Genomic DNA, 25,682 nt, shown 5'->3' with positions numbered 1-25,682 from the left:
CGCGCTTTCGGGATCGGTTCACCAGGTCGCGCCGCGCACCACGGCTCCGTGCGAGCTCACGGGCCAGCGAAGCGCTTGAGGCGCTGAAGCATCGCGTCGAGGACCGGACCGGCCTGGTCGGTGGCGAAGATGTTCTGCGCGTGGGCCGATCCCGGGAGGATCATCACCACGTTCTCCTCACCGGGGGAGGAGGCGGCCAGCTCCGTCGAGACGTGGGCCACGGGCTCGTCCTTGCTGGCCACGAAGAGCTTTGGCTCCTCCCCGAGCCCCTCGACCGTTGCGTTCGGCGACAGCAGGATCAGCTGATCAGCCAGCTCTGGGTCCTGGCTCGCAAGATCGAGGATGGTGTCGGCCCCAGCGCTGGCTCCGACGAGCGCGACGTTGGCGAGTCCTTCGTCCTGTAGCTGCTTCACGGCGCCGCCAATGGTCTCCGTGTCGACGTCCTCGACAGCGATCACGCTCGCTCCCTGGTTGGCGATCGCGACGGCCTGCGTCTCCCAGCTGGCTGCGTCGAAGGCAGCGCCGTGTGCGAGAACGACTCCATAGTCTCCTTCGCCCCATCTCTGAGCCGAGGCGCCGGCGACCGAGATCGTCTGCCCTGAGGAGTGGTCAGTCGAGGTGTCGCTGGTCGTCTCAGGCGATCCTCCGCAACCGTCGAGGGCCAAGACGACGACGAGTGCCAACGCGCCTTGCCTGAGGGTTCCGAGCATGGGCACGACGTTATGTCGCTTGGGGCCGAGCTGCATACAAGAGGTCAACGGCACTTGATTGCGCACACATGTCAGGCCGCTCGCCGGCAGAGATCGGCTGCTCGGTCAAGCGCGGTGGTGGTGCGTTGGACGGCTTCCTGGCGCCGGTGTCCGTTGGCGGGTGAGGGATGGGGAACGGCCAGGGTGGGGACGACGACCGGGTGGCGGGCGAGCGTGAGGTACCTCATCCAGCCCTCAAGCGCCGCGTGCCCGAAGGGCACCACGACACGGAGGTCGATGAGTTCGGCGAGCAGCGCGCTCAAGGCGGGCCGGGCGTCTTCCAGGTCATCGACCCGGGGGCTGCGGCGCCGACCGTCGAGTCCGGTCAGAGCCCAGGGAACGACGTTCCACCGCAGGCAGTGTGCTGGGTCGAGCTTGGACGCGGTCAGTGCCCGGTGGACTTGTCGGGTGGTGGGATCGTCGTTGTCGAGCGAGCTGAAGCCGAGGTCGCCCGCGGCGACCGTTCTTGGGCCGGGCGCCTCCATGAGAAGCAGGACCTGGGCCCTGGTTCCTGCCCCGTCGGGGTCGAACCAGGGCACGAACCTGGAAGTGCTCGGACCTTCAAGCCGCCACTGATCGGCGAGCTCGTTCAAGCGGCCGACCGGGTCGTCGTGGACGCGTGCTCGTTTGCTGGCAGGGGCAGGCGGCCCGGGGTCAACTCCGGCCCGCGAGCGCAAGCTCGGCTCGTCCGTGATCTTCGGACCTCATTTCGTGGGACATCAGGCGGTGTGGGCACTCTGGTGGTCAGCGCTCAGTGGCACGCGCGATTGCGACGAGGTCACGCACGGACCCTGCCGGCGGGTTCTTGGTTCCTACCCAGATGGCGCGGAAGTACCGTCGCAGGTCGAGTTCCATGACTGCCACGACGGTCAAGTTCCCGGAGTCCACGTCGCGCGCGACGACGCGCCGGCTGAGGAACGCTGGCGCGCTGCCGGCCAGGACCGCTTCACGGATGGCGGTCGCAGTGGTGAGCTCCACCTCCGGGTCGCCGACCTCCAAGCCATGCTTGGCCAGGGCGATCTCGAGCACCTCGCGGGTGCCTGAGCCTTCTTCGCGACTGGTCAGCGCAAGGTGTGCCACCTCGTCGGGCGTCAGGGGAGTGCGCCTCCGACTCAACGGTGTGCCGGCCGCGGTGACCAGGAAGAGTTCGTCCTGGGCGACCGTCACCGACCGCACCCCGACCGGCGCCTCGACTCCTTCGACGAAGCCCACGTGGGCTGTTCCTTCGCGCACGGCCTCGACTACGTCGCGGCTGTTGGACGCATTGAGACTCACTGCCGTGGCCCGGTAGCCCTCGCCAAGCTGTCGTTGGCGCAATTGCACCAGCCAGCGGGGGATCAGACTCTCCGCGATCGTCATGCTGGCCCACACCACGAGCTCGCGGCTGACGTCGCCGCGCAGACCTTCGATCGCGATGTCTACCTCGTCGGCCAGGTCGAGCAGCCGCGCCGCCCACTCGGTGACGACCACGCCGGCCTCGGTGAGTTGCGATCCACGTGCGCCGCGTCGCACGAGGGTCAGTCCGGTCTGGGCCTCCATCGCCCGCACTCGTTCGGACGCGGCCTGCTGGCTGATGCCGTTGGTGCGTGCCGCGGCACCGATGCTGCCGTGCCGGGCGATGCCCACCAGCAGCCGTAGCGCATCGAGGTCAGGGAGGTGGGGAGAGGACACGGGCCCAACCTACGGCAGTCACAAGCTCTGGTTGTGCATGCACAACTCGGCGGGGGCTACTGACCCACCCTCGGGGCTCGCAGACTTTGGTCATGAGCATTCTTCAAGCCCGCATCAGCACCACCGAGCGCCCCGCGGACCGTCGTCCTTTCCTGTCTGCTCTCGAGGGACAGCCCGCGTTCGGGTTCATCGGCCCGAACTGGTTTGCCTCGGTGATGGGCACGGGCATCGTCGCGAACGCGGCCGCGACGTTGCCCGTCAAGGTCCCCGGTCTGCTGCTGTTCGCACGGACTGTGTGGGTGCTCGACGTGCTCCTGCTCGCCGTCATCAGTACTGCGACGATCGTTCACTGGACGCAGCACCCTCGCGCCGCGCGGGGCCACCTCGACAACCCGGCGATGTCGCACTTCTACGGCGCCCCGGCGATGGCGCTGATGACTGTCGGTGCAGGTGCCCTGCTGGTCGGTCAGCCGCTGGTCGGTCAGGGGACAGCGATCGGTATGGACTTCGTGCTCTGGACCGCGGGCACCCTGCTCGGTCTCTGGACAGCGGTCGCCGTGCCCTACAAGGCCTTCACCACCCACGAGGTGAAGCCGGATGCCGCCTTCGGTGGTTGGCTGATGCCGATCGTGCCGCCCATGGTGAGCGCGGCCACCGGCCCGCTGCTGCTGCCCCACCTGCCCGCCGGTCAGTGGCAGCTCACCATGCAGCTGGCCTGCACGATGATGTTCGGCCTGACCATCGTGGCCAGCCTGGTCGTGATCGCGATGATCTGGACCCGGCTGGTGCACCACAAGGTCGGGGCCGCTGCTGCGGTGCCCACGCTGTGGATCGTGCTCGGCCCGCTCGGCCAGTCGATCACCGCCGCGCACACTCTGGGGGCGACAGCCACCGGCGTCTACCCCGCGCCGTACGGGCGCGCGTTCGAGGCCATGGGACTCGTCTACGGCGCACCCATGTGGGGGTTCGCCATGCTGTGGCTGGCGCTTGCGATCGCCATCACGATCCGCACCGTGCGCGCAGGGATGCCGTTCTCGCTGACCTGGTGGTCCTTCACCTTCCCAGTTGGCACGGTCGTCACCGGAACGTCAGGCCTGGCCGCCATCACGGGTGCGCACTTCCTGGTGACCGCCGCAGTTGTCTTCTACATCGGGCTCTTGGTTGCGTGGGGCGTGGTGACGGTGCGTACTGGGCTTGGCGTGTTCTCCGGCCACCTATTGCGCACTCCTGCATGACTCGTTTCGGCGATGTCGCCAGCGCTGCCGACGCTTCCTGGGGTGTGATGACATGTCCGAGCGGTCGAATCGCCCGCGACCGGCGATGTCGCGTGCCGGGTCCAGTCGAGACTCTGAAGTGACGCAACGATGGCAGTTCCCACAGCAGGAGTGTCTAGAGGGCGAGGGGGGAAATACCCATGTGAGCCAGGTGTCGACCCAGGAGCCGAAGAGCCGGCGGTGGCAAGCACCGCAGCGCGATCTCGGGTCCCTATGTCACGTCGAAGTACGGCAAGGCGAACCCGCAGACGACGGTGAAGGAGTCCAAGTGATTCTGACCAGCGGCGGGGAAGCGCTGTCACCGCCTGAGACAACACAATTCGTCCTTTCGGCAGCCCTCGGGTCTCGATCCGGGGGTTGTCGTCTGTCGCGAGTGGGGGAGAGGCTCTTCACGTCTGTACGGGGAGCGGCATGCGGCCGGCGAGGACGGCGCGCTAGCGCCGCCCGCAGTCCGGGCGCGGCACCGGCGGAGCCGGTGCCTTGACGGAGTAAGGAAAGTTCTCACCATCTGACCCTTGCGCCTTGTGGGGCCCGCCAATCGGCCTGGTCGCCTCGAACCGACTCTTGTGGGCGTTGAGTAGGGGTCGGTGAGACGCCTACGCCAAGTACTTCCCCGCAGTCTGGGTCAGCAGGGGAGTCCGACCCACCGACACTTTACGTCCGACGCCTAGTCAGTCGGCAGTCAGCCGCTGGACGAGTCCGTAAGTGCGCCCATCCGGGCCGCGGAAGTGGCGGTAGTGCAGGTCGTCTGTGCGGACGGGTTCCCCCACTAGCGTTCCGCCGGCGTTCTGGACGTCAGATGATGCGCCAGCGAGGTCGTCAACAAGGAAGCCAAAAGCCACCCCCTGGTTCAAGCCGTACTCCGGAACGAAGCGCGATGCAAGCAGCTCGAGACTGGAGCCGTCCGGCGCGTGGAAGGCGACGAACCCGTCGGCCTCCCAGGAAGGAGGCGTCTCTAGGAGCGTGGAGAAGAAGTCGCGGGTCTGTGCGAACGAGCCTTCGGAAGGCACGAGTACGACGGCAAGTAGGTGCGGCAGGTGGCCCCGGTGCTATCCGAGTGTCGAGTTTCCGCCGGGTGCGCAGGTTCCGTCACCTGTCACACTGAAGGCCGTCCGGGGATTGGAACAGGCGGCGGGACAGCGCTCGACCAGCTCTGGACACGAGTCGATCCTGGGTCCTCGCGCCCGGGGCGCTTTCCGCCAGGATCGCCGCCCGGGGCTGCTTCTGGAACGCGCAAAACGAAGCTCGAACTGGCACCTGGCTTCCGTTCGCACTCGTACCCGTGGGCCACCCACCAGAGGCCTTGTCGGATCTGAAGGGCAGCTGATCGACAAGGAAACCGGGGCATGTCCGTCTCTCCCGAGGCCCACACGAGGACTTGCCATGATCCAGGGAGTTCAGGTCCTGCTCGAAAGCGGGCAGGTGGTCTGATCGGTAGGGCGGTTCGCCCGGGTGGACGCCAGGTTGAGGTGACGCTGGCGTGACGCGGTTATTCGCCGTTTAATCGCTCAAAGCCCTCACGTCGCAGCCCTTCGCAGCAAACCCTGCGCACGTCCAGAGGACGTGTTGTTGCAGGTCAGCGCGCTAGACCGCAAACTTCGCACGACTCTATCCGAGAGCGCGATCTGGACAAGGGGTCGCAGGTTCAAATCCTGTCAGCCCGACCGATGCACCGCCCCCGACCTGCAGAGATGCAGGTCGGGGGCGTTCTGCAACGTGACCCCCACCCCCAGATGACGCCTGATTCACCATGTACTCGCTGCCTCCCACCTGGGCCACCTGACGCGCACGCCGTCATGTGCGGTCGTGGCTCAGCGCGGCCGCGCCTCGTCGTGGGTGCTGTCGGCGGGCTCTCGGAGCACGTCGGAGACGTCCGCAGCGAGGGCGGGCTCGGCGATGTACATGCGGCCGGAGACGACGGCCAGGGTGGAACGCGAAGAGCTGGGGCGGGCGGTACGCCGCTGCCGGTACGCGGTGCTGGTGTGGGCCTCCCAGGCACTGAACGCGGTGGGTGACAAGCGGGGAGGTGTCTCGGAGGACCCAGACCGCACCCCGGTCCAGCAGCTTCAACACCTACTGGTGCAGAACCTCCAAGGTGGCCCCGGCGAGTTGCGGCTCACAGAGCTGCTGGCCACGGGGTCGCAGGTCCACATCCTGTCAGCCCGACCGTTGCACCGCCCCTGACCGGCACAGATGCAGGTCAGGGGCGTTCTGCACGACACCGACCATCTGGACGACGTACGTCTCCGGCGTTGCTGGTCGCGGGGACGCAGACCATGTCGGCGCACAGCCAGTCTCCTCGCGGGGACTCCTGGTCGCCCCGCCTCCCCGGACGGGCGGGGAGAGGTACGGATGCACTATCTGCTCGGCATGTCTACGCAGGCGCGGTCAGAGCGAGGAGGCTGCAGGTATGTCGCAGCACCGATGGGTCGCAAGCACGGGGTGGGCGATCGCCTTCGCCGCCGCCCTGGTCGTGGGACGGCAGTGGTTGCTGCCCGAGACGGGACTCGCGTTGTTCTGGCCTGCTGCTGGTGTGGTGGCCCTGTGGATGGTCTGGGCCCGCGAGGGTGGTCGGTGGTGGCCCCACGTCGGCGTGCTGTTCGTCCTGGCGGCCGGGGGCCAGGCCCTGCTGGGGGTGGGGCTGGTCGGGTCGGTGCTGCTCGGCCTGGCGAACGTGACCCAGGGCGTGGCCTACGCGCTGGTCGCCCATCGGGCCACGAAGGACGTCACCGCCACGTGGGGCGTGCTGTGGGTGGCGCTGGGTGCGGTGGTCTCGGCTCCCCTGGGGGCTGCGGTCGGGGTGGCGGGTGCGGTGGCCGACGGGGCGGAGCTCTCGCTCGTGCTGGGGGTCTCGTGGGTGGTGCGAAACGCGTGCGCCACGTTCATGGTGGTCACGTTGGTGATGGCGGTGCTGGCCGCCCGGCGGAGCGGGCGACGGCTTCCCGACCTGCTCACGACCCGGGTCCGGCCCTGGGCGGGCGCGGAGTACGCCGCCGCAGCGATCGCCACGGTGCTGGTCGCGCAGTGGGTGTTCGGCACGCGTGGTCAGCTGCCGCTGTCGTTCGTCGTGGTGACGACCTCGGTGTGGGTCGGCAGTCGCTTCAGCCCGGTGGTGGCAGCCGCCCACAGCTTCCTCGTCGGGGTCCTCGTGGCAGTGGCCAGCCTGCTGGGGCTGGGGCCGTTCGGCGCTGTTCTCGACCAGGGGCACCGGGCGCTCCTCGTCCAGCTGTTCGTGCTGCTGAACAGTGCGCTGACCCAGCTGCTGGCGGCCGGCCTGAAGGATCGCCACGTGCTGCTCGAGCGGGCGCTCGCGTCGGAGCAGGAGACGCGACGGCAGAAGTCCGTGCTCGACACCGTCCTGGACGTGATGGTGGACGGGCTCGTGGTGGTCGACGACCAGGGAAGGCTGCTCATCCGGAACGCAGCCGCACGTCGCATGGGTGGTCCGGGGGAACCCGACGGGCAGGAGACCCTGCGCAGCGCCGACGCGTACGGGCTGCGCGAGCTGGACGGGGCGGCCCTGGACGAGGGGCGCCGCCCGGTCACCGAGGCGTTGTCGGGCGTCGTGGTGGAGAACCGCATCCTGCTGCGGCAGGAGCCTGGGAGCGGTCGGCGGACGGTGCTGTCCGTGAACGCCTCGCCCCTCCAGGTCGAGGACACGGCCGGCGCCGTGGGCGGCACCCGTCGACTGGCGGTGGTGAGCATGCGCGACGTCACCGAGGAGCACGCCTACCTGCGCGACCTGGAGGGGTTCACCGGCATGGTCGCGCACGACCTGCGCAACCCCATCGCCGCGACCATGAGCTGGGCCGAGATCGTCGACGACCAGCTCGACGACCTCCCCGCCGACGCCACGCTCCCACGACAGAGCCTGCTGCGGGTCTACTCCTCCGCCGAGCGGGCGATGACCCTCATCGAGGAGCTGCTGGACTACGCACGGGCCGGCGACCAGCCCCTCGAGCCGGTGGAGGTCGACCTGGTGCGGCTCCTCGATGACGTGGTCGAGGTCGTCGGCCCGGCGGTGGGTCCCACGCCGTGGGTGTCGTACGGCGACCTGGGTCGGGTGTGCGGTGACGAGACGCTGCTCCGCCAGCTGTTCACCAACCTGCTGAGCAACGCGGCCAAGTACGTCGCGCCGGGCGTCGAGCCGCGGGTGGAGGTCCGTCGTCAGCGAGACGCCGACGAGGACGGCGGGCAGGTCGTGCTGGAGGTGGCCGACAACGGTCTCGGCATCGACCCGTCGCTGCGAGGGAGGGTGTTCGAGACGTTCTTCCGTGCCCCGACCGACGCTGCGGTCCCGGGAACGGGGCTGGGGCTCGCGATCTGCGCCCGGGTGGTGGAGAGGCACGGCGGCACCATCAGCGCCGTGGAGAACACCGCCACGGGGGGCACGATCATGCGCGTCGGCCTTCCCGACGTCGTCCGGGCCGTGGCACCTGGACGGCACCGAGGAGCGGCAGGCGCATGAGGAGTCGCAGCCCCGTGACAGACCGCGGTCGTGGTGGGTCCTCGAACAGGGGGCTCGCACCCACCACGACCGCGTCTCGGGCCACCGATGCGTCTCGTGCCCGTGCCAAGGCTGACCTGCGCGACGCGGCACGACAAGGGATCGGATGCGTCAGACCGGCCTAGTACGAACGAGCCTGTCGGCCGACGCTCGCGCCGTTGGACGATGTGCCATGCCGACCAGCTCTGCCGAGGCCGTGACCGTGCTGGGCCGCCCCGACGGCGGGAGCGGCGTCGGTGACTGCGTGCGGGTCGTCATCGTCGACGACCACCAGCTCTTCGTCGACAGCGTCAGCGCCGTCCTCGGTGCCCAACCCGGGCTGTGCGTCGTGGGGTCTGCGGGCACGTTGGGCGGTGCGCTCGCGGAGCTGGCGGCATGGTCTCCGGACGTGCTGGTGCTGGATCGCCAGCTGCCCGACGGCGACGCGATCGCCTCCCTCCCGGAGGTCCGTCAGCTCGTTCCCGAGGCGCGCATCGTCATGCTCACCAGCCACGACGACGCGGTCGTCGAGCAACGCGCGCTGCGCGCCGGGGTGCACGCCTACGTGCGGAAGACGGCTGGCCTGGGGGAGGTGCTGCACGCCGTGCGGTCCGACGTGCCGAGCCCCGTGGTCGGGCCGACCTCGGGTGTGGCCCTCACGGCCCGGGAGTCGGAGGTCCTGGCCCTGGTCGCGGAGGGCCTGACCAACCCGGCGATCGCCGAGCGCCTGGGACTGAGCCCCTTCACGATCGGCAACCAGGTCGCCTCGTTGCGGGTGAAGCTGGGCGCCCACTCCAAGCTCGACCTGGTGAGCAGAGCGCGCCGGGAAGGCTTCCTGTTCTGACGTCGGACCCGGTGCGCAGGCGCCGCGCGACCTGGTGCCACGGTGGGCAGGCTCCCTGCACCTCAGCCGTCCTGGTGGGCGGTGCCCCCGCCCGTGGCGGCGTCACGGGTGATGACCGCCAGCATCACGATCCCGGCGACGACGGTCACCGCCGCTGCGGTGCTCGTCCCGCCGAACCAGCCGCCGACCACGCCCACCGCGCCGATGGCCACCATGACCCAGCCGAGCGTCCAGAACACCGGGGTCCGGAAGGCCCGGGCGAAGGGGAGGAAGTGTGCTCCGACCGCGGCGACGATGACCGGCGGCCGCAGCTCGGCGTGGTCGAGGTGCCCCAGCACGGCGCTCCCGACCCGGATGAGCAGCAGCATGCCGACGACGCTGAGGAGGTAGACCGTCCCGGCTCGACGGGGGAGGTCGGCGACCGGCCGGAAGGGACGAGGCCGTACGAACACCCAGTACAGGTAGGCCACGAGCGCGGCCGTCCAGGCGACCATGGTCAGGTCCGGCCACGGGGAGGGGAGGTCGGACCGGTTGGCCCACACGAACACCGAACCGCCGACGGCACCGACGACGGTCCCCCACACGCGCGGGTCCCAGGGTCGCTGCACGCCACGCGCGAGCAGCGGGGCCGACGGGGAACCGGGACGAGACATCGCCCCACTGTGCGACAGGGTCGGGCGGCTCAGGGGCCTGACACTCCGCAGCCCCGGGAGCCGATCCGAGGTGGTCCGCCCCCGATCCCCCCTCTCCCCGGCGCTGCGCACGCACGAGCACCAGCACCGAGGTCCGGGCGTCGTGGCCCAGGAGGAGCACGGCGCCCCACCCGTCGCCTCGGCGCCCCGCCAGACCAGCGCCTCCTCGAGCTGGTGCGCCGCGAAGACCAGTGGCAGAGCCGCGAACGGGAGCTCCTGCGGGTCTCGGACCTCGCGCAGGGAATGGACGGCGACGGGCGGCAGGACCGCTGCCACCACCAGGTCGGCCTCGGGGGAGAGGCACCTGGCTGTCACCTCCGGGACGTGGCTGACGCTCGGGCGCCCGGTGTCCGGTGTCCGGCGCACGGGGCGCGACGAGGAGACCGACCCCAGGCGGCGAGAACGACTGGCCGACCTGCGCGACACCTGCCGCGCGGCGCTCCGGCGCCGCGGGCGTGACTAGGGGGTCTCAGGACCGGCGACCTGCATCGCGAGCCGGGCTCCCCACGTGGTGGCACGCGCGAGCTCGCCGGGGAGCAACGGCCCGCCGACGTCGGCGACGTAGAAGCTCTCGGTCGACATCACGCGCCCCAGCCCCCGGTGCCGGACCCGTCTCCCGGCCGATCGCGCAGCCGATCCCGGGAGGCGCCGCACCCTGTCCACGCGGGTGTCGAACGTGGCGACCCGGAGACCTGCCGTGGGGACGAGGCCGTCGAGCCACTCACGGATGCCCGTGGCTTCCCGGACCTCCGGAGCACCGCGGGCGGCGGCCTCGTGGCGGGTCGACCGCCGGCTCATCGAGAACGCATGGGTGGGTCCGCCCACCACCAGCAGCACGGTGCCGTCGGGCAGCTGGACCGGGGCGTCGCCGACGTCGAGCACGGGCCCGGCCGACCTCAGCCCGCGGGCCACGGCCTCGGCGACCGCCCGGGTGTGGCCCCACATCGACTCGACCACGACGAGCGCGTCGGTGGCGGTGGCCACGTCACGCCCCCCGCACGTCGCGCCGGGTGAAGACCGGCAGCGACGCTGCCACCACGACCGCGGCCCCGAGCAGCAGCCAGGCGAAGGAGGGCGGCACCCCGGCGCCCAACGGACCCTGGGAGAGCGCCTGCGCGAAGGGGGAGATCATCCGCCACGGCTCGAGGGCGTCGACGAGGAGGCCGAGGGCGTACAGGAGGTAGCTGGCCAGCGCGAGCGAGCCCGCCACGCCCAGGGCGAGGGCGCGCCGACCGCTCGCTGCGCCCACGGCGAGGGCGAGGAGCCCGAACTCCGTGCCGAGCAGGACCACCGCCAGCGTGCCGGACGCGATGTCAGGGACGGAGAGGCCGAGGTCGAAGAAGGTCGAGGACGCCCAGGTGCTGGACAGGAGCACCAGGCCGAGAGCCACCACGGCCACCACGAGGGCGGCTGCCTTCTGGAGCAGCAGGGAGCGGGGGGACAGGCGCGTCACGAGCAGCGGGCCGAGCGTGCCTGCCTCCTCCTCGCCGGCGACCATGCGGGCACCCCGGGTGACGCCGAAGATGATGAACAGCATCGGCAGCACGAGCGTGAACAGCTCGGCGTTCATGAATCCGGTGGCCGTCGTCATCGCGGAGAGGTCGAACAGCTCCTCCAGGGCACGGGGGTATCCCTCGAGCAGGCGGTCGAGGTCGGGCATGTCCCGGATGGTGGGCCACACCGACGACTCGGCCAGCACCAGGAGCACCAGACCGGTGCCCCAGCCGAGCAGCGCCCAGCGCTGGTCGCGCAGGGCCTTGGTGAAGACGTTGCGCAGCACGGTCACGGCCTCCCGGCGTACAGGTCGAGGAAGACGTCCTCCAGGTCGGGCTCGTGGCTGACGACGTTCTCGATGCCGTAGGGGGCAGCGGCGGACATCAGGGCCGCGGCCGAGCCCTCCAGCGTCAGGTGCGCCGTACGCCCCGTGCTGCGCAGGTCGTGGACTCCTGCTGCGTCCCGCAGGGCGGCGAGCGGCGGCGGCCCGACGAAGACCAGGTCGATGCTCCGCCTCGCGCGGCGCCGGAGCTCCTCGACCGAGCCCGTGACCAGGACCCGGCCCGACCCGAGGATCGCGACCCGGTCGGCCACGGCCTCGACCTCGCTGAGCACGTGGGAGGACAGGAAGACCGTGCCCCCGTCCTGGCGTGCCTCGCGCACGAGCCCGAGGAACTCGCGTCGCACCAGGGGGTCCAGGCCCGCCGTCGGCTCGTCGAGGACCAGCAGCCGGGGCTCGTGCATGAACGCCTGGACCAGCCCGACCTTCTGCCGGTTGCCGTGCGACATCGCGCCCAGCCGCTTGTCCAGGTCGAGTCCCAGGCGCTCGGCGAGACGCCGGACACGTCGCCAGGACACTCCGCCACGCACGCGGGCGAGGTAGGTGAGGTGCTCGCGGCCGGTGAGCTCGGGATACCCCACGAAGTCGCCGGGCAGGTAGCCGAGCTCGCGCTGCGCGGCCTCGCGGTCCGAGACCACGTCGTGCCCGAACACGCGGGCGGTGCCCGCGGTGGGTCGCGCCAGGCCGGCGAGGATGCGGATCGTGGTGGTCTTCCCGGCTCCGTTGGGTCCGAGGTAGCCGAACACCACCCCGGTGGGCACCTCGAGGTCGACGCCGTCCAGCGCCGAGGTGCCACGGAACCGCTTGGTCAGCCCGATGGTCACGAGTGCGGGCTCGGCCACCGGGGCCGGCGCGACCTCCGCCTGACCTCGAGCGTGGGCGGGGTCGTGTCGACGTACGGCAGACGCGGGGGTGGGCACGTGTCCTCCAGGGATCGGTCCTGCGTCCAGGGTGCGCACCACGTGCTGGGCCTGTCCCGGGCCGAAGGTCCCCTCACGGCCGGACCGCCGACCTCGGGTCGACCGGGGCCCGTCAGTCCTGTCCGCGACGGGGCGGCAGCACGTCGTCCTCGGCACCGACGACCCTTCCGGTGAGCTCGCGCCACTCCAGGCGGACGTAGAGGGGCCGTGAGCCCGTGGGCCACGGTCGGGGGTCGCCCGCGATCCGGATCCGCTCGAGCACGTCGGCGTCGGCGACGCGCTCACCGGCGCCGATGGCCAGCACGCTCCACCCGACCTGGGCCACGTGGTCGACCGCGTCCACCTCGAAGGCCAGCGGCGACCTCCAGTCGTGCGCGGCGAGGGCTCCGTAGGCCGAGGTGCGGAACACCACCGCGTCGTCGACCACGGTGTAGTTGACCGGCAGGATCCGGGGCCCGTCCCCGGTGCAGAAGGCCACCCGTCCCAAGACCCCACCGGCCAGCAGCTCGCGGCACTGCGAGCTGGTGAGCTCGTGCTCGTCGCCGGTCACAGCGTGCCTGCGCCTGCGCCCGCGCCCGTGCCCGTGGCCGTGCGGTCGCGGGTGCGGACGTCGTACCGGGACACGCCCCGCAGTGCCGCAGCCACCAGGGCGACGCCGGCCAGGAGCACCAGCAGTGCCACCGCCAGGAGGCTCCACACCAGGCGTCCCAGGGCCGGGACCTCGGCGCCGGCCGCGGCCTGGACGTCGACACCGGCGCTGCCGTCGGCGTTCATCACGACCACCGTCCAGTCGCCTTCCTCGGGGGTCCAGGTGAGGCTCTGCTCCCCGAGGCCCGAGCTGCGTGCTGCCCAGATCCCCACCTCTCCCGGTGGCGACGTGGGCGCCGCATCCCCCCGTCGCAGCAGCACGGGTTCGCCCGCCCGGACGTCGGTGAGCACGTCCCGCTCGACGTCGCGCAGGTAGTCCTCGGCGGCGGCGGTGGGGGCGATGCCGACGAACAGCGGCCGCGCCCCCGCCGGGTCGACGCTCAGCCGGGTGTCACCCAGCAGTGCCGACGGGGTGAGCGTCGGGGGTGCGTCTGCGTGCAGCTCCAGGTTGGAGGACACCAGGGCGTACGTCGGGGTCGTGATCGGCTGCTCGTCGCTCGTCACGAACCCCTCGTCGTCGCGGCCCCCGAGGTCGGCCGCAGCCAGAGCACCGGCAGGCAGCCCCAGTCCCACGGCCGAGGCCACCAGGAGCGCCCCGAGGGTCAGCGACACGACGCGGCCGGCGGTCCAGCCGGAGTCGTGGGGCCGTGGCGGCAGCGGCGCCGTGGCGGGCCCGCCCCGCGGCGGTGGCGGCGTGGAGGTGGTGCCGTACCCCGGTTCGTGACCGCCCTGCTCCGACGCCACCACGCTGCGCACCGCGGAGGCCAGCCACAGGAAGGCGAGGACGACGTGGTGCGGGATCACGAGCAGCCACGTGACCAGCCACAGCCAGCGGCTGAGACCCGCGTCGAGCTCGGCGTCGACGTGGACGGGACAGGTCGTCGCGGTCATGGGCCCTCCTCGGTGGTGGTCCCTGCGATCCTGCGCGAGCGGTCTGCCCGGCTGTAGGGACCAAGGTCGTCACCCGTCGGGACCCGACCGGGGAGGGCTCGACGCCCGGTCGCGGCCGCGCATCCTGATCTGCGCCTCGGCACGGCCACCGGGGGGCCGCGTCCTGCACCACCTCGAGCACCAGCTGAGCGGGACGGGCCCGGCTGGACCCTCTCCCACGGCGACGGAGGTCCCGGTGAGTGGTGACCCACGTCCCTGACCGTGCGGTCGGGGGCGCGGTGAGGTGGAGCCGGGAAAGAGGAGGACACCATGAGCGAGACGTCCGTCGTCGAGGAGCTGAGCCAGACCGAGTGCTGGGAGGAGCTGCGCGTCGCCGACGTCGGGCGGCTGGCCTTCGCCGTGGTCGACGAGATCCACATCCTGCCGATCACCTTCACCATCCGTGGCGGCCACCTCTACTTCCTCACCGAGGAGGGCACCAAGCTGCTGGGGGTGGTGATGGGATCGGCCGTCGCCCTGGAGGTGGACAGCCACGACGATCGGCTCGCCACGAGCGTGGTCGTCCGCGGGACCGCCCGGCTGCTCCCCGAGGACGAGGCCCACCTGGTGGACGACCTGCTGACCCTGCCCTGGGACCGGCCCGAGACCCCCCGGTACAACGTCGTGCAGATCGAGCCGACCAGCCTCACCGGTCGACGGTTCGCCCGGTCGTGACCGTCCGGTCTCGGGCATGTCGGTGCACGACGTGGGCGAGACCCAGGTGGATGACACCCCACACCAGCAGGGCGACGCCGAACCACGTGGCGAGCGCGATGGCTGCGCGGCCCGGGTTCGCCGCCAGCAGCACGCCCACCAGAACCGAGATGCCGCCACTGACGACGAGCAACCACCGCGACGTGTCGACGGTGGCACCGACGGCGCCGAACAGCTCCACGCCTCCGCGGAACGCCAACCAGACCCCGACGGCCCAGGTCGCGGCCACCGCGGTCATCGCCGGCGTCACGATCGCCAGCACCGCGGCGACGAGACCGAGGCCACCGAGCAGCCCGAACCAGATCCGGCCGGTCGTGCCGGGCCGCACCGACTGGACCAGCGCACCCACGGCGTCCACGAGGACCCAGAAGCCCACAACATCACGAACGTCAGGCCGGAGGTCACCGGCGAGACCATGACGACGACGCCGAAGGCCATGGCCACCACGCCCCGCACCAGGAGCCCGGCCGCGCTCGTCGTGTACCAGTCGTGTGACATGTCGCCCCCACAGGAGTTCGGCCGAGAGCAGTGGAGGCGCACCCCCGCCCCCTGCACGCGAGGCTAGGACCCACCGGCCGCGCCGGGCAGGGAACAACGTCCTCCGTGGTCGTAGCGGGCGCCCCTGCCCCGGTGGCTGCAGGCGGGCGCGAGCCAGGAGCGACCACGCACGGCCACGTCTCGCTCGACCGGCCGGCGGTCCGACGCCCTCATGACGGGGGGAGACGGGGCCCAACGTCCCACCCCGCGGTGACGACGGGCCCTGGCCCCCGCCCCGACCGGACACGAGCGTGGAGACCTCACCCAGCGAGAGGACTTCGAGATGAGCACTGACCCGACGTACGTCGTGGGGGTCGACTGGTCCGTGGGCAGCAACGCCGCGGTGCGGTGGGCCGCCCGGGAGGCCCACCGAGACGGTGCCCGACTGCGGCTGGTGCACGTGGTGCCCTCCTACGTCCCCATCAGCCCGATGGCACCCCTGGTCCCGCTCGACCTCGACGACGCGGGGGAGACCCTGCTCACCCAGGCCCGGGCCACCGCGCTGGAGGTGCTGCGGGAGGACGTGGTGACGACGTCGCTGCTGGCGGGGCCGCGCATCCAGAGACTGGTCGACACCGGACGCGAGGCCGCGCTGCTGGTGCTGGGGCACGAACGGGGACCGAGCCTCGACCGGATCCTGACCGGCACCACGGTCACCGCGGTCGCGGCGCGCGCGAGCTGCCCGGTGGTGGCCGTGTCGGCCGACCACGTGGCCCCGGCCCCGCGGGGCCAGGTGCTGGTGGGGATCAAGTCCACCGAGCACTCGCACCGGCTGCTGCGGCGGGGTTTCGAGCTGGCCTCCCAGCGTGGCGACCGCTTGCTGGTGCTCCACGCCTGGGAGCTCGGACGGGTCTACGACGACCTGGTGCTGGACCGGGCCGACACCTCGGAGTGGGAGAGCCGCGCCCGGGACGCGATCGGGCTCGAGGTGGCACCGCTCCTGGACCAGCACCCGCACGTCGAGCTCGAGGTCCGGGTGGTGCACGGGCAGCCGGCCCGGGTGCTCTGCGACGCCACGCACGAGTCCGACCTCGTGCTGCTGGCCCGTCGTCCGCGGGCCTTCCCCGTCGGCCACATCGGCAGCACCGCACGGGCACTGCTGCGCCACAGCGCCTGCCCCGTCGAGATCGAGCCCCAGGCCGACGAGTCGCCCGGCGTCCAGCAGCTGCAGCTGGAGCACGACGGGGCGCTGCTCCGGTAGGAGTGACCGCGGGACGAGGGAGACGACGATGATGGACATCGAGCCGCACAAGGTGCTGGTGTGCGTCAGCCCGGGTGAGGACTGCACGGCCTCGCTCGAGCTGGCCGCCGCGGAGGCCCGGCGTCGAGGGTGCGGGGTGCACCTCGCCGTGGCGGTGGGGCCGCTGTGGGTAGGCCCGACCGGCGACGTGGACGTGCACCTGGTGGAGGGCGAGTGGCGACGCATCGGGGCCGAGTTCCTCCACGAGTGCGGACGCCGCGTCACCGAGCTCCTCGACGCCACGGCGACGGTCAGCACCGAGATCGCGCACGGCCCGGTGGTCGGTGCCCTGGTGGGGGTGAGCGAGCACGCCGCCCTCGTGGTGCTGCAGCACCACCGGATGGGACGGACCCACGCGGTCCCGACCCTCTCGGTCACCAACGGAGTCGCCTCCCGGGCCCACGCCCCGGTGGTCGCCGTACCGGACGGGTGGGGTGAGGACCCCGCCCCGAGCGACGTGGTCGTGGTCGGGGTGGAGGACCCGGTCAGCTCGGCCCAGGTGGTGCGGCACGCCTTCGAGCAGGCCCGGCTCGTCGGAGGACGCGTCCGACTGGTGCAGGCGTGGTTCTGGTCACCGGCCTTCGACGTCGACGCGTTCGGCAGCCAGGTGGAGCGCGCGCAGTCGTCGGCGCTCGCCGCGCAGCTGCGACACGGCTTCGCCGACCTGGTGGCGGAGTTCGAGCAGGTTCCGCACGAGGTGGTGGTGGTCCACGGTCGGCCGGCGGACGTCCTGGTGGCCCAGTCGCACGACGTGGGACGCGTCGTGGTGGGCCGGCACGAGCCGACGCTGCCGTGGGGCTCGCACCTGGGACCGGTGACCCGGGCGGTGCTGAACCACGCGAGCTGCCCGGTCGTGGTCGTGGACCCGGTGGGACGGGACGCGGCCGTCCCGCGGCCGCTCGGGACGACGCCGTCGTCGCGCGGGGGCCATGGTCCCGGGCGTCGGGCGACCTAGAGCCAGTCGAGCACCTCGTGCAGAGGTCGGCGTGGAGTGCGCGGCATCGTGGCGCGTCCGATCTCCTGCCAGCCGACGCGCAGCAGCAGCTGCGGGTGCGCCGCGCCGGACAGGACCTCGCGCCGGAGGTCGCGTCGGGTCGTCGCGACCTCCACGACCTGGCTGAGGGGCACCAGGGACAGACCGCTCCGCGTGGCCCCGAACCACACCGCGCTCAAGGCGGCGCCGGCGCGTAGCCAGTGGAGCTGGTCGTCACTCGCCGTGCACAGCACGAGCAGCCCGTCCGTGCCGTCCAGCAGCCGGGGCACGAGGTCCGTGGTGTCGGACCGGGAGCGGTGGGGGAGCTCGGGACGCGGGCTGCGCGTCGGTGCGGCGACCCGGCCGACGATGCCGTCGGCCCGGCCGTGGTCCAGCCACCCCCGCTGCTCCTCCACCAGCGCCGGATCCCGAGCCTGCTCCTCCTGGGCGCGCAGCACGAGCACCTCGGCGCGGGCTCGCTCGCCCGACGCGGTGACGGGGACCGCCGAGGCACCCCACGGCACCGCCGCGGCCGCCAGCTCCAGCAGCCGCGGCCGCGGGACGGGCCAGCGGGTGAAGCGACGCCGGTCGGTGGACCGCCGTTCGAGGGTCAGCAGCCGGTCCGCTGCGTCGGCAGCGACGACTCCCACCTCGAAGCCGAGCCGGGCCAGCAGGTCGGTCCGGGAGGGGTCGGGCGCGAGCTCGACGCGGCCCCACAGGCCCAGGGCCGGACCGCACGTGACGGCGTGGTGGATGGCGGCGCCGCAGCTGAGGGCCAGATCGCGCCCCTGCGGATCGGCGATGGTCAGCTGTCGTGAGCGATCGGCCCACAGCTCGAGGGAGCCTCCGTCGTGGGCACGCCACCGCCACGGCTGGCTGTTGTGCACGCTGGGGGCCCGGCACGCCAGCTCGACCACCCGCCGCAGCTGTTCCACGGCGGGCGCGGTCACGGCACTCCGCCGAGCAGCAGCCCGGCGACCTCGGGCCGGGCCATGACGACGTCGTGCCCGCCCGCGCGGACGGGGTCCAGCAGGGCGGTGAGCGTGCCCGCCACCTCCTCCGCGCGCATGGTCCCCACCCCTGCCGGTGTCGGTGCGTCTCCGAGCCCCAGGGTCGTATTCGCCGCGTCGCCCGAGCAGGGTCGAAGGTCCTGGAGGCCGAGGTCCGGGGCCATCGCCACCACGGCCGGGGAGGACTAGATTCGCACCATGGCTGACGCGTCCACCCCCGGCAGCGCGGATCCAGTGCGCGTGTACCTGCTCGACGACCACGAGATCGTCCGACGCGGGATCCGGGACCTGCTGGAGAGCACGGACGACATCGTCGTCGTGGGGGAGTCCGGCCTCGCGGCCGAGGCGCAGCGTCGGATACCGGCGACCCGGCCCCACGTGGCGATCCTCGACGCCCGGCTGCCGGACGGTTCGGGGATCGACGTGTGCCGCGAGATCCGGTCGCGCAACCCCGAGATCAAGGCACTGATCCTGACCTCGTACGACGACGACGACGCGCTGTTCGCCGCCATCATGGCCGGCGCGGCGGGCTACATCCTCAAGCAGGTCGGCGGCAACGACCTCCTCGACACCGTACGACGGGTGGCAGCCGGGCAGTCGATGCTCGACCCCGCGGTCACCGCCCAGGTGCTGGAACGGCTGCGCGAGGGGCCCCGGTCCGACCCGGCGCTGGAGCAGCTGACCGAGCAGGAGCTGCGCATCCTCGGGCTCATCGGCGAGGGCATGACGAACCGTCAGATGGCCGAGGCCATGTTCCTCGCCGAGAAGACGGTGAAGAACTACGTGTCGTCGATGCTGGCCAAGCTGGGGCTCGAGAGCCGCACCCAGGCGGCGATCTTCTCGCTCAAGCACCCGCAGCGGTGAGCCCGGCCCCGGACGAGCACGCCCCCGGGGAGGAGCGGGCCCGGCTGCGGCTGCTGCTCAGTGCCGTGGTCTCCATGTCGGCCGACCTCACGCTGGACGGCGTGCTGGCCCGCATCGTGGAGATCGCACGCGAGCTGACCGGGGCGCGGTACACCGCGCTCGGGGTCCTGGACACCCCGCCCCGGCAGGGCCTGCGCACGTTCATCCACCGCGGCATGGCGGAGTCGCAGGTCGTCGAGATCGGGCACCTCCCCACCGGGCACGGCATCCTCGGGCTCCTCATCGACCGACCCGAGCCGTTGCGGCTGCACGACCTCGGCGCGCACCCGGAGTCCTTCGGGTTCCCGGCCGGCCACCCGCCGATGCACTCCTTCCTCGGTGTCCCGGTGCGGACGCGCGACCGGGTGTTCGGCAACCTCTACCTGACCGAGAAGTCCGGGGGCGGCGACTTCGACGACCTGGACGAGGACGTGGTGGTCGCCCTGGCCTCCGCCGCGGGTGTCGCCATCGAGAACGCACGGCTCTACGAGGAGGCCGGACGTCGCGAGAACTGGTTGGCGGCGACCGCCGAGGTCACCGCCGTGCTCTCGGGTGCCGACGCCGCCGGGTCCGACTCGCTGCAGGTGATCGCCGACCGGGCCCGCGCCGCCGCGGCCGCCGACGTCGCCTGGGTCGTCGTCGACACCGACGGCTCGCTGGAGGTCAGGGCGGTGAGTGGTCCCCGCGTCTCTCCGGAGGACCTGCGTCGGCTGCCGCTGGAGCAGTCGTTGACGGCCACGGTGGTGCGGGGCGGTGAGTCGATCACCGTCGTCGACGTCCGCCGCGACCCACGGGCGCTCGTGCCCGGCGACCTGCCGGGGTGGCCGGTCCTGGGTCCTGCGGTCGTGGTGCCACTGCGCTCGGGGCGGCACGTCGAGGGCGCGCTGGCGCTGGCCTGGTCGCCGGAGCACCAGCACCTGTTCCGGATCGTCGACCCGCGGCTCCCGGAGGGCTTCGCCGAGCAGGCCGCGCTGGCGATGACCGTGCTGCGGGCACGGGAGGCCCACCAGCGGCTGAGCCTCTTCGAGGACCGGGACCGCATCGGACGCGACCTTCACGACCTGGTCATCCAGCGTCTCTTCGCGGTGGGTCTCAGCCTGCAGAGCGTGGTGCCGTTGGCCGGGTCTCCCCGTGTCAGGGAACGGTTGGAGCAGGCCATCAGGGACCTCGACGCCACCATCGGTGACATCCGTCGCTCGATCTTCGACCTGGGCGCCGGGCAGGGCGCGGGGGACATCCAGACCGAGATCACCGGGCTGGTGGACCGGGCCGCGACGACGTTGCAGTTCCGGCCGCGGCTGATGCTGACCGGTCCGCTGCGCACCGTCGTGGACCACCAGCTGGCGCCCCACCTGCTCGCCGTGCTGTCCGAGGCGCTGTCGAACGCGGTGCGGCACTCCGGGGCGAGGAGCATCAGCGTGGAGGTGACGGCCGGCGAGCAGCTCGACCTGGTCGTCTCCGACACCGGCACGGGCATCCCGGCCACCGCGTCCGAGAGCGGGCTCGGCAACATGCGCGAGCGTGCGGCCCAGCTCGGCGGCTCGTGCCGCGTGGAGTCGTCCCCCCAGGGCACCGTGGTGACCTGGTCGGTCCCACTCCGCTAGCAGGCCTGGACCGCGGGTCGCAGGAACGTGCTGGGCGCCGGACCTCCCAGGGCGTACGGCGCGAGGATCCCGAGCCACGGCCCGGTATGCGTGCCCACCTCTAGGACCCCGCCATGGGGACGACGGTGACGGGACACCAGGCGTGCTCGACGACCGCGGCGGACACCGAGCCGACCAGGGCGCGGTGGCCGCGGCCGTGGTGGTGGGTGCCGACCACGACGAGGTCCATGCTGTGCGAGAGGTGGGCCAGCACGTCCTCCGCCCGCCCCTGTCCCAGCCGCGCACGGGCCCGCATGTCGGGGTACTTCTCGGCCATTCCGGCCGTCGCCTCGGCGAGACCGAGGCCCTCGGGCTCGTCGTCGGCCAGGGCCAGGTCGTCCGGGACGAGGTAGGCAGTTGCGGTGCCCGGTGCGACGTCCCACCTGCAGTGGAGGATCGTGAGTCGATGGGCGTGGAGCGACGCCTGGCGGTAGGCGTGCTCGAGCACCGGGAGGGACTCCGCCGAGCCGTCCAGCCCCACCACGACACCGTGGCGCGGCGTCCCGCCGCGCTCGGGACGCACCACGGTGACCGGACAGCTCGCGTGCCGGACCAGGGCCGCCGACACCGAGCCCAGGAGCAGCGACCGCAACGGCCCCCGGCCACGGGAGCCGACGACCACCATGGCGGCGTCCTCGGACAGCTGCAGCAGACCTTGGCGGGTGTCCACGAGCTCGAACACCCGGCGGACCTCGAGACCCGGTGCTGCCGCGTCCACGACCGCGGCGGCAGCGTCGAGCACCTGTTCGCCGCCGGCCTGCAACCTCGAGCGTGCCGTGCGGGGGTCGGCGAGGGCGGCGTCGAGGTAGGTCGGTGTCACGGCGCTCACGGTGTGCACGAGCGTCACCGTCCGGTGCTCGGCGGCCGCCTGCTCGGCCGCCCAGCGGGCCGCCCGGTCGGCGTGCTCCGAGCCGTCGACGCCGACCACGATGGTCCCCGGTGTGGTGTGCACGGTTCCTCCTCGGTCCTGCCCGCAGGGTCGCCCACGCGACCTCGGGCCCCAGCCTGGCCTGGTGCGTGGGGCCGGAGCAGGGACCTGAGCCCCGCGCCGCCAGGCCCCTCGGCCCTGTCGGCACGGCCGTGACGGTCGGTCTGATGAGCAGGTGGCCCCACGCGGCGGCAGGGGGACCGACATGGGTGAGAACGCCGGGATCGTGACCATCGAGGTGGTCACCGGACGCGCCGAGACGCCCGGTTCCCGGGACACCGATCGCGGCCGGCTTCCGGCCACGTCCGGCCCACCGTCCTGAGGAGTGCGCGCCATGCCCGTCGCCATCTGGTCGAGCCTCGTGCTCGTCGTCACGATGCCCATCCAGTCGCAGGGCACCATCACGCGCGACCACGTCAGCGTGGACGTGTCGCCGGAGGGGGGCGCCGCGTCGGCCGGCCCCACGCTGCCGTGGCAGGCCTCCGGCCACGTCCGTCCCACGGCTGCGGTCGCGGAACCGGCCCCCACGGTCCCGTGAGCGGCCCGGGGGTGCCGCGGTCCCGGTGGTCGGCGCGTGCCGCCGTGGCGCTGCTCCGGGTGTGGTGGTGGGCCTGGGTCGTCGGACTGGTGGCCGCAGGGACGCTCGGATCGATCACCCTGGGCGCGGCGCTGGTCCTGGCGACCTTCCTGACCGCCTGGGCCCTCGTCGGCCTGAACGCCGTGATCGTGGCGTACGCGACAGGACGGGATCCCCACCGCACCGTGGTGCCGGCGCTGCTCGTCGCCGCAGCCGTCCCCCTGCTGGCAGGGTCGGTCGAGCTGCTGGGACCGTGGACGCTGGCGCCGTGGGCCCTGGTCGTGCTCACGACTCCGCCGTCGTGGGAGCGGCTCCGCCGGCACCTGCGCACGCAGCGGCCGAGCGGGTCGGCACCCTCGCTGCACCAGATCGTCCGCGCCCGGTCCTGGCGGTCGGCCGAGGCGGACGACGCGCGACCGCTGCCGCGTGGCCCCGGGCAGCTGTCCGGGTGCACGACCCGTCGCCTGGTGCGGCTGTGGCTGGCCACGTCGCGTGAGCTGGGCCGGCGCACGGAGCCCACGACCCTCGACCTGCTGCTCGACCTGCGGCGGGCGTGCCTGGACGAGCTCGAGCGCCGTGACCCGACCGGGGTGCAGCGGTGGTTGGCGTCGGGCGACGCGGACGCGCTCGGACGCTTCGTCCACGAGAGGGTGGGCGAGCAGGGGAGCGACCCCCGGCAGTGATGCCCCCGCGGGGCCAGCCCACTCAGCGGCTCAGCACGACCTTGACGGCCCCGGTCTCGGCGGGACGGGCGAACACGTCGTACGCACGTCCGATCTCGGTCAGGCCGAATCGGTGCGTCACCAGGGACGTGGGGTCGAGCCGTCCGTCGGCGACCAGGCGCAGCAGGGTGGGGATGGTGCCGGTGTCGACGAGGCCGGTGGTGATGGTGAGGTCGCTGCCCCACAGCGACTCCAGGTGCAACGACGCGGGGGCGCCGTGGACCCCGACGTTGGCGACCCGGCCACCGGCGCGCACGAGCCGCGTGCACAGCTCGAAGCTCTCGGGTGCGCCGACCGCCTCGACGACGACGTCAGCGCCCTCGCCGTCGGTGAGGCTGGCCACCAGCTCCTGGACGGAGTCGGGCTCGTCGCCCACGACGACGTCGGCCCCGAGGGCAGCGGCCGCGTCCCGACGTGGTGCGGCGGGGTCGACCACGACGATGCGACCGGGGGAGAACAGTCGCGCCGTCACGACCGTGGCGAGGCCGATGGGGCCGGCGCCCACCACCACGACGACGTCACCGGGCCCCACGTGGCCGTTCAGCACGCCCACCTCGTAGGCGGTCGGCAGGACGTCCGCCAGCAGCACGGCGCTCTCGTCGTCCACCGACCGCGGCAACCGGTAGGTGGACCAGTCCGCGAACGGCACCCGGGCGTACTCCGCCTGCACGCCGTCGAGGGTGTGACCCAGTCGCCAGCCGCCACCCCCGCTGCACTGCCCGTAGCGCGCGCGGCGGCAGGCACGGCAGCTGCCGCAGGCCGAGATGCACGACACCAGCACCCGGTCGCCCGGCCTGACCTGGCGGACGGCCGGTCCGACCTCCTCGACCGTGCCCACGGCCTCGTGCCCCAGCACGCGGCCGGGCGCGACCTCGGGGAGGTCGCCGCGCAGGACGTGCAGGTCGGTGCCGCAGATCGTGACGGCGTCGATGCCGACGATGACGTCGGTGTCGTCCTGGAGGGACGGGTCGGGGACCTCGTCCCAGCTGTGTCGTCCGGCACCGTGGTAGACGAGCGCGTGCATGGTGGCCTCCTCGTGGGGTGTTGCTGGCTCCCACCCTGGGCGCTCCCGGAGCAGCCGGGAGGGGGCGAACGTCCTCGCCCAGGTCGACCTAGGGCCGTGGCGCGGGGCTGGGACGGGGCCGCACCGGTCGGCCACGGCCCGGCGCGGAGGTCGTGGTCCCGACCTGTCGTGCGGGTCGACCCGGCGTCAGCAGAGCCGTTCGTCCCGACGGGTCAGGACGCCACGCCCTGCCGTCCGCGCCGTCTCCGCCGCACCCTGGACGGGAGGTGGCGACGTCGCCGCGCGAGAGGACGGGGAACCATGAGCATGCAACGAGGACCGGTCGTCGTCGGCCTGGACGGGTCGGAGTCGGCCACGCACGCCCTGCGCTGGGCCGCGGGCCAGGCGTCGCTCGAGGGCCGGCGCCTGACCCTGGTGCACGCCGCGAGCGTGAGCGCCGCGTTCGGCGATGCATCGGTCGTCAGCTCGGTCGAGGTCCAGGCCCTGCTCCGACGGGAGGGCACCGCGATCCTCGAGGCGGGGCGCGCGCTGGTCGCCCAGGTCGCACCTCGGGTGGAGGTGGACACCGACTACGAGCTGGACAACGCCGGTCAGGCGCTCCTGCGACGGTCGGAGGAGGCCGCACTGGTCGTCGTGGGCACGCACGGGCGCGGCCCCCTGCGCAGCTTCGTCCTCGGGTCGGTCGGAGTCACGCTCGTCAAGCACGCGAGCTGCCCCGTCGTGGTCCACCGCCCGGGCACGTCCGCCGGGCACGCGGGCGGGATCGTCGTCGCGGCCGACGCGGCGCAGGAGTCACAGCCGGTCCTCGCGGCCGCCTGGCGACAGGCGGACCTGACCGGCCGTGCGCTGACCGTCGTGCACTGCGTCGAGGACGCAGCCTTCGCGCTCTCGCGCGAGGAGCTGGTCGCGGGCCGGCACGAGAGTCGCGAGCAGGCGAGCCTCGCGCTGGCCGAGGCCGTGGCAGGCCTCGCCCAGACCTACCCCGACGTGGTCGTCAGCACGCAGGTGAGGACCGGGTCCGTGCGGGCGGCACTGGTGGCCCTGGACGGCGAGCCCGATCTCGTCGTCGTCGGCGGTCACCAGCGGTCGCTCCCGCGGCAGCTGGCGCGGGGTGCCGGCTCCACGTCGGTGCACGTGGTCGAGCACGCGTCGTGGCCGGTGATGGTGGTGCCCGTGGGCGTGCCCGGTCGTCGCACGCGCGGGCAGCGGCGTGACGCTCCGTCCCCGGCCGCCACGTCCTGAGCCGAAGAAGCCCGTGGACCCGGGCTTCCTGGACTTCAGCCTGGCCCACCTACGTCGCGCGGGGGTGGGTCTCGTCGTCGGGTGGCGGGACGGACCCTGGTGAGCGCCGCCGGGACGGTGT

The 25,682-nt window shown here is 72.5% G+C and carries 27 protein-coding genes and 1 pseudogene; 11 read left to right on the top strand and 17 right to left on the bottom strand.

All coding sequences use genetic code 11. The features are described from left to right. Positions 1-56: 56 nt before the first annotated feature. The 3 genes from EDD33_RS20295 to EDD33_RS08525 all read right to left on the bottom strand — a co-directional run bounded on the left by EDD33_RS20295 (position 57) and on the right by EDD33_RS08525 (position 2,420). Positions 57-710, bottom strand: a complete 654-nt coding sequence (locus EDD33_RS20295) for an alpha/beta fold hydrolase (RefSeq protein ID WP_211332476.1) — start codon at positions 708-710, stop codon at positions 57-59. Positions 711-781: 71 nt separating this feature from the next. Beyond that, complete coding sequence (locus tag EDD33_RS08530) at positions 782-1,342, bottom strand: uracil-DNA glycosylase (protein WP_123390069.1); 561 nt, start codon at positions 1,340-1,342, stop codon at positions 782-784. A 151-nt stretch (positions 1,343-1,493) separates the two neighbouring features. Next, on the bottom strand, positions 1,494-2,420 hold the full coding sequence (locus tag EDD33_RS08525; RefSeq protein WP_123390067.1) for a LysR family transcriptional regulator: 927 nt from the start codon (positions 2,418-2,420) through the stop codon (positions 1,494-1,496). Positions 2,421-2,512: 92 nt separating this feature from the next. On the opposite strand from EDD33_RS08525, the gene EDD33_RS08520 reads away from it, so the two are divergent. Then, positions 2,513-3,655, top strand: coding sequence for a TDT family transporter (locus EDD33_RS08520; RefSeq protein ID WP_123390065.1), 1,143 nt, complete (start codon positions 2,513-2,515; stop codon positions 3,653-3,655). Between the two features lie 710 nt (positions 3,656-4,365). Here EDD33_RS08520 and EDD33_RS08515 read toward each other — a convergent pair. Both EDD33_RS08515 and EDD33_RS19645 read right to left on the bottom strand, forming a co-directional pair. Then, positions 4,366-4,704, bottom strand: a complete 339-nt coding sequence (locus EDD33_RS08515; protein WP_123390064.1) for a VOC family protein — start codon at positions 4,702-4,704, stop codon at positions 4,366-4,368. 801 nt (positions 4,705-5,505) lie between these two features. Continuing rightward, positions 5,506-5,712 (bottom strand): hypothetical protein, encoded by a 207-nt coding sequence (locus EDD33_RS19645; RefSeq protein ID WP_148076966.1) that lies wholly within the window; start codon positions 5,710-5,712, stop codon positions 5,506-5,508. Between the two features lie 392 nt (positions 5,713-6,104). On the opposite strand from EDD33_RS19645, the gene EDD33_RS08505 reads away from it, so the two are divergent. Next, positions 6,105-8,162 (top strand): ATP-binding protein, encoded by a 2,058-nt coding sequence (locus EDD33_RS08505; RefSeq protein WP_123390060.1) that lies wholly within the window; start codon positions 6,105-6,107, stop codon positions 8,160-8,162. Between the two features lie 211 nt (positions 8,163-8,373). Continuing rightward, positions 8,374-9,024: a response regulator transcription factor gene (locus EDD33_RS08500; protein WP_170169737.1), complete on the top strand. Its 651-nt coding sequence runs from the start codon at positions 8,374-8,376 to the stop codon at positions 9,022-9,024. Between the two features lie 62 nt (positions 9,025-9,086). Here the strand turns inward: EDD33_RS08500 and EDD33_RS08495 are convergent, their stop codons facing one another. The 7 genes and pseudogenes from EDD33_RS08495 to EDD33_RS20290 all read right to left on the bottom strand — a co-directional run bounded on the left by EDD33_RS08495 (position 9,087) and on the right by EDD33_RS20290 (position 14,009). After that, positions 9,087-9,677, bottom strand: coding sequence for a hypothetical protein (locus EDD33_RS08495; protein ID WP_148076965.1), 591 nt, complete (start codon positions 9,675-9,677; stop codon positions 9,087-9,089). Between the two features lie 153 nt (positions 9,678-9,830). Next, positions 9,831-10,031: pseudogene (locus EDD33_RS20805) on the bottom strand (DUF6629 family protein); the annotation flags it as partial. Positions 10,032-10,175: 144 nt separating this feature from the next. Further along, entirely contained in the window at positions 10,176-10,700 is a 525-nt protein-coding gene (locus tag EDD33_RS08485; protein WP_211332474.1) for a flavodoxin family protein, read from the bottom strand. A 1-nt stretch (position 10,701) separates the two neighbouring features. Continuing rightward, a complete protein-coding gene (locus EDD33_RS08480; RefSeq protein ID WP_211332473.1) occupies positions 10,702-11,502 on the bottom strand; it encodes an ABC transporter permease in 801 nt (266 codons plus the stop codon). Beyond that, positions 11,499-12,392, bottom strand: a complete 894-nt coding sequence (locus EDD33_RS08475; RefSeq protein ID WP_123390052.1) for an ABC transporter ATP-binding protein — start codon at positions 12,390-12,392, stop codon at positions 11,499-11,501. Before EDD33_RS08475 ends, EDD33_RS08480 begins: the two co-directional genes overlap by 4 nt. A gap of 190 nt (positions 12,393-12,582) precedes the next feature. Beyond that, positions 12,583-13,020, bottom strand: coding sequence for a pyridoxamine 5'-phosphate oxidase family protein (locus EDD33_RS08470; protein ID WP_170169736.1), 438 nt, complete (start codon positions 13,018-13,020; stop codon positions 12,583-12,585). Then, positions 13,017-14,009 (bottom strand): hypothetical protein, encoded by a 993-nt coding sequence (locus EDD33_RS20290; protein WP_211332472.1) that lies wholly within the window; start codon positions 14,007-14,009, stop codon positions 13,017-13,019. The genes EDD33_RS08470 and EDD33_RS20290 overlap by 4 nt, the downstream gene beginning before the upstream one ends. A 309-nt stretch (positions 14,010-14,318) precedes the next feature. Here EDD33_RS20290 and EDD33_RS08460 point away from each other — a divergent pair, with 309 nt between their 5' ends. Continuing rightward, positions 14,319-14,723 carry a pyridoxamine 5'-phosphate oxidase family protein gene (locus EDD33_RS08460; protein ID WP_123390049.1) on the top strand — a complete coding sequence of 135 codons (405 nt, stop codon included), beginning with the start codon at positions 14,319-14,321 and terminating at the stop codon, positions 14,721-14,723. Here EDD33_RS08460 and EDD33_RS19925 read toward each other — a convergent pair. Beyond that, positions 14,695-15,138 (bottom strand): DUF308 domain-containing protein, encoded by a 444-nt coding sequence (locus tag EDD33_RS19925; protein WP_170169735.1) that lies wholly within the window; start codon positions 15,136-15,138, stop codon positions 14,695-14,697. The two genes, EDD33_RS08460 and EDD33_RS19925, sit on opposite strands and share 29 nt — an antisense overlap. Positions 15,139-15,582: 444 nt before the next feature. Here EDD33_RS19925 and EDD33_RS08450 point away from each other — a divergent pair, with 444 nt between their 5' ends. Together EDD33_RS08450 and EDD33_RS08445 are read left to right on the top strand one after the other, a co-directional pair. Next, a complete protein-coding gene (locus EDD33_RS08450) occupies positions 15,583-16,500 on the top strand; it encodes a universal stress protein (RefSeq protein WP_123390048.1) in 918 nt (305 codons plus the stop codon). 28 nt (positions 16,501-16,528) lie between these two features. Further along, positions 16,529-17,494 carry a universal stress protein gene (locus EDD33_RS08445; protein WP_123390046.1) on the top strand — a complete coding sequence of 322 codons (966 nt, stop codon included), beginning with the start codon at positions 16,529-16,531 and terminating at the stop codon, positions 17,492-17,494. Here EDD33_RS08445 and EDD33_RS08440 read toward each other — a convergent pair. After that, positions 17,491-18,462, bottom strand: coding sequence for an Acg family FMN-binding oxidoreductase (locus EDD33_RS08440; protein ID WP_123390044.1), 972 nt, complete (start codon positions 18,460-18,462; stop codon positions 17,491-17,493). The genes EDD33_RS08445 and EDD33_RS08440 overlap by 4 nt on opposite strands. Next, positions 18,459-18,581 (bottom strand): hypothetical protein, encoded by a 123-nt coding sequence (locus EDD33_RS20675; RefSeq protein WP_281274137.1) that lies wholly within the window; start codon positions 18,579-18,581, stop codon positions 18,459-18,461. The genes EDD33_RS08440 and EDD33_RS20675 overlap by 4 nt, the downstream gene beginning before the upstream one ends. Before the next feature lie 139 nt (positions 18,582-18,720). Between EDD33_RS20675 and EDD33_RS08435 the strand changes: the two genes are divergently transcribed. Both EDD33_RS08435 and EDD33_RS08430 read left to right on the top strand, forming a co-directional pair. Continuing rightward, complete coding sequence (locus EDD33_RS08435) at positions 18,721-19,386, top strand: response regulator (RefSeq protein WP_123390042.1); 666 nt, start codon at positions 18,721-18,723, stop codon at positions 19,384-19,386. Next, positions 19,383-21,029: a sensor histidine kinase gene (locus tag EDD33_RS08430; RefSeq protein WP_123390040.1), complete on the top strand. Its 1,647-nt coding sequence runs from the start codon at positions 19,383-19,385 to the stop codon at positions 21,027-21,029. The genes EDD33_RS08435 and EDD33_RS08430 overlap by 4 nt, the downstream gene beginning before the upstream one ends. Before the next feature lie 100 nt (positions 21,030-21,129). Here the strand turns inward: EDD33_RS08430 and EDD33_RS08425 are convergent, their stop codons facing one another. After that, positions 21,130-22,020: a universal stress protein gene (locus tag EDD33_RS08425; RefSeq protein ID WP_170169734.1), complete on the bottom strand. Its 891-nt coding sequence runs from the start codon at positions 22,018-22,020 to the stop codon at positions 21,130-21,132. Between the two features lie 310 nt (positions 22,021-22,330). On the opposite strand from EDD33_RS08425, the gene EDD33_RS19920 reads away from it, so the two are divergent. Continuing rightward, positions 22,331-22,534: a hypothetical protein gene (locus tag EDD33_RS19920; protein WP_170169733.1), complete on the top strand. Its 204-nt coding sequence runs from the start codon at positions 22,331-22,333 to the stop codon at positions 22,532-22,534. Positions 22,535-22,545: 11 nt separating this feature from the next. Further along, the gene (locus tag EDD33_RS08420) at positions 22,546-23,256 is read left to right on the top strand and encodes a hypothetical protein (protein WP_148076964.1); all 711 of its coding nucleotides are present in this window, start codon (positions 22,546-22,548) and stop codon (positions 23,254-23,256) included. A 22-nt stretch (positions 23,257-23,278) separates the two neighbouring features. Here EDD33_RS08420 and EDD33_RS08415 read toward each other — a convergent pair whose 3' ends face one another. Then, a complete protein-coding gene (locus EDD33_RS08415; RefSeq protein WP_123390035.1) occupies positions 23,279-24,319 on the bottom strand; it encodes an alcohol dehydrogenase catalytic domain-containing protein in 1,041 nt (346 codons plus the stop codon). 300 nt (positions 24,320-24,619) lie between these two features. Here EDD33_RS08415 and EDD33_RS08410 point away from each other — a divergent pair, with 300 nt between their 5' ends. Then, positions 24,620-25,561 (top strand): universal stress protein, encoded by a 942-nt coding sequence (locus tag EDD33_RS08410; protein ID WP_123390033.1) that lies wholly within the window; start codon positions 24,620-24,622, stop codon positions 25,559-25,561. Positions 25,562-25,682: the final 121 nt, after the last annotated feature.

The sequence above is a fragment of the Nocardioides aurantiacus genome (assembly GCF_003752505.1).
Taxonomy (GTDB): Bacteria; Actinomycetota; Actinomycetes; order Propionibacteriales; family Nocardioidaceae; genus Marmoricola; species Marmoricola aurantiacus.
The sequence above is the reverse complement of the archived record's forward strand: the minus strand, read 5'-3'. Positions and strand labels throughout refer to the sequence as shown.

Excerpts from the sequence above, each read along its gene's own strand:
- EDD33_RS20295 (WP_211332476.1), bottom strand. The coding sequence starts at position 710 with ATGCTCGGAACCCTCAGGCAAGGCGCGTTGGCACTCGTCGTCGTCTTG.
- EDD33_RS08520 (WP_123390065.1), top strand. The coding sequence starts at position 2,513 with ATGAGCATTCTTCAAGCCCGCATCAGCACCACCGAGCGCCCCGCGGAC.
- EDD33_RS08505 (WP_123390060.1), top strand. The coding sequence starts at position 6,105 with ATGTCGCAGCACCGATGGGTCGCAAGCACGGGGTGGGCGATCGCCTTC.
- EDD33_RS08500 (WP_170169737.1), top strand. The coding sequence starts at position 8,374 with ATGCCGACCAGCTCTGCCGAGGCCGTGACCGTGCTGGGCCGCCCCGAC.
- EDD33_RS08495 (WP_148076965.1), bottom strand. The coding sequence starts at position 9,677 with ATGTCTCGTCCCGGTTCCCCGTCGGCCCCGCTGCTCGCGCGTGGCGTG.
- EDD33_RS20290 (WP_211332472.1), bottom strand. The coding sequence starts at position 14,009 with ATGACCGCGACGACCTGTCCCGTCCACGTCGACGCCGAGCTCGACGCG.
- EDD33_RS08460 (WP_123390049.1), top strand. The coding sequence starts at position 14,319 with ATGAGCGAGACGTCCGTCGTCGAGGAGCTGAGCCAGACCGAGTGCTGG.
- EDD33_RS08450 (WP_123390048.1), top strand. The coding sequence starts at position 15,583 with ATGAGCACTGACCCGACGTACGTCGTGGGGGTCGACTGGTCCGTGGGC.
- EDD33_RS08445 (WP_123390046.1), top strand. The coding sequence starts at position 16,529 with ATGATGGACATCGAGCCGCACAAGGTGCTGGTGTGCGTCAGCCCGGGT.
- EDD33_RS20675 (WP_281274137.1), bottom strand. The coding sequence starts at position 18,581 with ATGCGCGCGGAGGAGGTGGCGGGCACGCTCACCGCCCTGCTGGACCCC.
- EDD33_RS08435 (WP_123390042.1), top strand. The coding sequence starts at position 18,721 with ATGGCTGACGCGTCCACCCCCGGCAGCGCGGATCCAGTGCGCGTGTAC.
- EDD33_RS19920 (WP_170169733.1), top strand. The coding sequence starts at position 22,331 with ATGCCCGTCGCCATCTGGTCGAGCCTCGTGCTCGTCGTCACGATGCCC.
- EDD33_RS08415 (WP_123390035.1), bottom strand. The coding sequence starts at position 24,319 with ATGCACGCGCTCGTCTACCACGGTGCCGGACGACACAGCTGGGACGAG.
- EDD33_RS08410 (WP_123390033.1), top strand. The coding sequence starts at position 24,620 with ATGAGCATGCAACGAGGACCGGTCGTCGTCGGCCTGGACGGGTCGGAG.